We start from the raw sequence: 4,527 nt of genomic DNA on the forward strand, positions 1-4,527 counted from the left end.
AAGGCAATCTTAATTCTGGGAGAAGGGGGGCTGGGAAAAACCACACTGGCATCGGAATTTTTGCGGCAGCATCACTTCACGCTGAAGCTAGAAGGCTGGATGGCAAAGGAAAGCCAGAACTTAATCCCGGCAGAAATGCTGGTGCAGGAATGGCTGCAACGCTACTTCCAAGAAGACCCAACGGCCGATTTTCGCCTGGCACTCGAGCGGCTGCGGCAAAAGCTGCGCCAGCAATCGGTGGGAATTTTGATCGATAACTTTGAGACGGCACTCGACCGCAGCGGTCATTTGCTTAAGCCTCACCGCAATTACGTTGCTCTGCTGGAAGTGCTGACCGATCCGGCCGCACAGTCAATCACACTGATTACCAGCCGCGAACCTGTCCATGAAGCAACGGTGAACCTGCATCCTTATGTTTTGCCGCAGCTTGATCTCTCTGCCTGGGCACAGTTTTTTGAGCATCAGCACATCCCGCCCGACCTCACTTCGCTGGAGCAAATGCACGGGGCATATCGCGGCAATGCCAAAGCAATGACCATCCTCAGCAGCGCGGTACGGCTTGACTATGAAGGCGACCTCACCGCCTACTGGCAGGCACACCAGGACGATTTGCTGTGCGAAACTGATTTGCAGGATCTCATTGCCAGCCACTTCGATCGCCTTCAGCAGCTTTACCCGGAAGCCTATCGCCTGCTTTGTCGCCTGGGCTGCTACCGCTTTCAAGATATCGCCACCCTGCCTCCCGAAGGCATGATTGGTCTCTTATGGGACGCACCCGAAGAGCAGCATGGGCGAATTCTGCGCTGTTTGCGCGACTGGTTTTTGGTGGAATCGCATCACGGCGAGTATCGGCTGCATCCGGCAATTCAGGCAGAGTCGATCGCCCGACTCAAAGCAAGTCCAGACTGGCAACTGGTAAATCAGCAGGCGGCTCTGTTTTGGACGGCACGGGTGAGAACCATTCGGACGATCGAGGACGCACTGACAGCCCTAGAAGCTTACTATCACTGCTTGCAAATCAACGACGATGAAGCAGCAGCCAGAGTAATTTTGCATCGGCGACATAGCCCCTGGGAACCGGAAGAATCTTTGGGCGTGGCTGCCTATCGAATTGGCATTTTGCAGCGCATGACCAGCGCAATCGAGCAAATTATCGATCGGGTTCAGCCAGGCTACGTCCTCAGCCAACTCTACAACCATCTGGGCGATTTGTACTGGTTTACCGGACGAATTCAGCAGGCGATGCAGTGTCACGAAAAATCCAGAGCGATCGCCGTAGAGTATGACCTTAGAAGTTTGGAAATCCTGGCTTTATTTAATACTGGACTGTGCCAGATCGAGCTGTGGGAACTGAAAGAGGCAGCGCATTTGTTTGAGCAGGTGCAGGAACTCGCGTTCCATACCGAGTGTCATCTGTACGCAGTGGGTTCCTGGTTTTGTCTCGCGTATCTGCATTCCTGCTTTCATCAACCGCAAATCGCCCGTCAATATATGCAAAAGGTGCTGAGCGAGTTTGAAATTTTTCACGGCACAAGCTGGGGATACGGCTACAGCCTCATCTTCCTGGGACTCACGTATCAAAATCTGGGCGAACCCGATCGCGCCCTCAAAATGTATCGACTCGCACAAGAATTCGCCGAGCAAAGCCGCTACGTTCTCGTGCAGGCAAAAGCATTGAACGGCATGGCAGTGATCGAACGATCGAAGGGACAGTTTCAAACCGGGATCGCCCACCTGCGCAACGCCCGCAGCTTGCTCGACCAGATTGGCGCAAAAGCAGATCTGGCAGAAGTTTACTATCAGCTTGGGCTGACCTATCAAAAAATGCGGCTCGTGGAGGAAAGCCAGGCAAGTTTTACAATGGCGATCGAGCTTTACCAGAAGATGCACGCGCCGAGGCAAATCGAAAAGGTACGAAAGATGCTGAGTTAGAAGGCTTGCAATTCATGAATAGATTTGAGATCGAGAGGATGCTTGAAAAGTCACGATCGTTATTCGAACTAGCTTGTAGTAGGCTTTCAACCCTGGAGATTTCCCTAGCCCTTCTTAAAAGCCAATCTTTCCTGCCTCTCCTTCAAGATTCAAAGTTTTCCAAAATTAGGGAGTTGAGGAGATACAACGCAGCACCTTAATTACTTCTCAAGAATTGCTCCTCAAGCAGCCTCTAAAAAGACCTTACCCAATCAAATTTTAGAAAAACACTGTTCCCTTTCCATCCAAGACTGATATTAAACATAATGCTCTCTCAAAGTCCACTTGAAATACAGGTCAATGTTGCTCATATTGTCTCAACCATTCGGGCAAAATTTGAAGAAGAAGGATTAACCAATCGATTCTTTGAAGTCAAGCCTTACCATTCCTCAGTCAAAGACAATTCCGGCACAAATGGGCTCTTAGGGCTAGACGCAAGCAACTGCATTCTGCTGGAATTTGCTCAGCCGTATGATGAGTTTTCGGAAATTTATCGGTCTAGAGTTTATCGACTGCTGATTATTTTTAGCTTGTATCAGGAAACGCAGTTTGAATTTGCGCTGCGCCGATCGATCAAAGGACTACAATACCGGGACAATATCGATCGAGTTACGCTGTGGTCAATGGTATCAGTTGACTCAGAAATCGTGCAAATTCTGAAGCAGGACAACACAGATTTAATTTTTATTGATATTCCCGAAGTCGATGAAATTAGGCATACACGATCATTTAATTATTTTGTGCCGCTACCCGGAAACAATCAGCAGTATTCGCTTATTGTCAATGTGGTTGCAGAACGGCTCATTAAACGCTTAAAGAAAATGTTTCATCTGGTGCTGTCAGAAGTGGCTGCCCCAATTTATGACAAACACTACTACAACACCAAGATTGCCACCCGCGAGACGATGAGCTATGAGGAAGATTTGCTCAATGAGCTAATCCGAAAGCTGAGAGCAGAAAATCGAGGCGAAGTGGCGATCGATGTGGGATGCGGCACGGGGCGGCACAGCTTCACGCTCTACAGACATTTTGAATCGGTCTACAGCTACGATTTTTCGCCGAATATGATCGCGCAGGCAAACTCGATCAAGCGCGAAAAAGACATTCGCAATATCTTCTTTTCGGTCAACGATTTTGAGTACGAGCGGCTGAATGACGAAGCGCAATTTTACGGCAGATGTGATCTTGTGATTGCCAGCTTTGGCATGGGCAGTTTTATTGAAGATACGGCTTCGATGCTGCGTCGCTTTTACGAGTGGCTAAAACCGGGAGGCTACATTTTCCTGTCGTTCTACAATGCCAATGCCATTACGCTCAAAGTCACACCAAACTGGCGCGATACAGCTCTTGTCGCTCAAATTGATAAAGAAAACAATTCGCTCGAAGTACAGCTCACCGAAAAAACCCGATTTAACATTTTCTGCAAGCTGTTTGACGAAGGCGTTGAAGGCGAAATTAACAAAATTTTTGATATCAAATCGATCGTCACCTACCCGATGATCATGGCACTGCTACCAAACAATATGCTGGAAGATGCCGAAGCCAGCAATGCTTTTATTCATGCCGATCGCGTTCTGTCAGAAAATCCCAAAAGTCAGAACGGCTACTATGCATTTGTCACGGCTCAGAAAGCATATCGAGAAGTCAACGGCTATATCAATGTTGAACGCATTCTAAAACAATATCAGGCAGAATATAGTGTTGAAGAACACGAGCCTGTGCTGTCAATGGAAGAAGTGAAACAGCAAATTGGCTACTTTCCAAACTGCATGATTAAAACGATCGTCTTTAACAACCGCAAAACTGGAGAATTTATTGTTATTCTGCTTCAGTCTGAAAAACGAATCAACAAAAGCCAGGTTGCGGCTCAGCTTCGCGTCAGTCCCCACCACCTGAAATTTGCCACCGAAAAAGAAGTGCTGGAGCTGGGATTTCCGATCGGCGGCATTGCGCCCTTTGGCTTTCAAGCAACCACTCCGCTGCTCACTTTTGTAGATGCGGCGATCGTTGGGCATTCCTGCGAGTGGTTTTACACAGGGATTGGTGACAATCGTAAAACGTTAAAAATTCGCAAAGCAGATTTCTTGAGAATTATTGAACAATATCGGGCGATCGAGCTTTAGGTTTACACAAACATAATTCATATCCGTGTCTTATTGGCTGTGTCTTAGTGACTAAGGACAGGGTGCAGAAGCAAGAGCGAACCTAGTTCTACAGAGCAATGCTATACAAAATCAACTTTAAAATTAAGTAATGCCGGAAGCAGATTCCTCGAACTTCTTAAATTGGAGTTTGAGTTGTAATGGTTTGATAAAGTAGCTGCAAGCTGCCGCTGTTCAAGCTAAGGGCTCAAGCTAGAATCGCGGTGCTTACAGGGTTCGCTATACATAAGAGCTTTCCATCCTAATCTCATCTAGGAAAAAAACAAGTCAGAGACAGTTTATCTAGGGAAGATTCATCTAGATAAACCGACACATCTAACTTTTGCTTCTGGCTCGACTATTCTTGATTACACTCCTGACCGGCTTCAAAGCTTCAGTAAATTGCAATGTCACC

General features: G+C 47.4%; 2 protein-coding genes. Both read left to right on the forward strand.

Annotated elements, in window-relative coordinates:
- The coding region (locus tag H6F80_RS07455) for a tetratricopeptide repeat protein (RefSeq protein WP_190790955.1) at positions 1-1,932 on the forward strand (1,932 nt) is incomplete at its 5' end.
- Positions 1,933-2,237: 305 nt separating this feature from the next.
- Entirely contained in the window at positions 2,238-4,094 is a 1,857-nt protein-coding gene (locus H6F80_RS07460; RefSeq protein ID WP_190790956.1) for a YbaK/EbsC family protein, read from the forward strand.
- Positions 4,095-4,527: the final 433 nt, after the last annotated feature.

It is taken from the genome of Leptolyngbya sp. FACHB-711, assembly GCF_014695615.1.
In the GTDB taxonomy this organism is placed as follows: domain Bacteria; phylum Cyanobacteriota; class Cyanobacteriia; order Elainellales; family Elainellaceae; genus Leptolyngbya_A.

Bases quoted from the DNA above. Each gene is read 5' to 3' on its own strand.
- H6F80_RS07460 (WP_190790956.1), top strand. From the start codon at position 2,238: ATGCTCTCTCAAAGTCCACTTGAAATACAGGTCAATGTTGCTCATATT.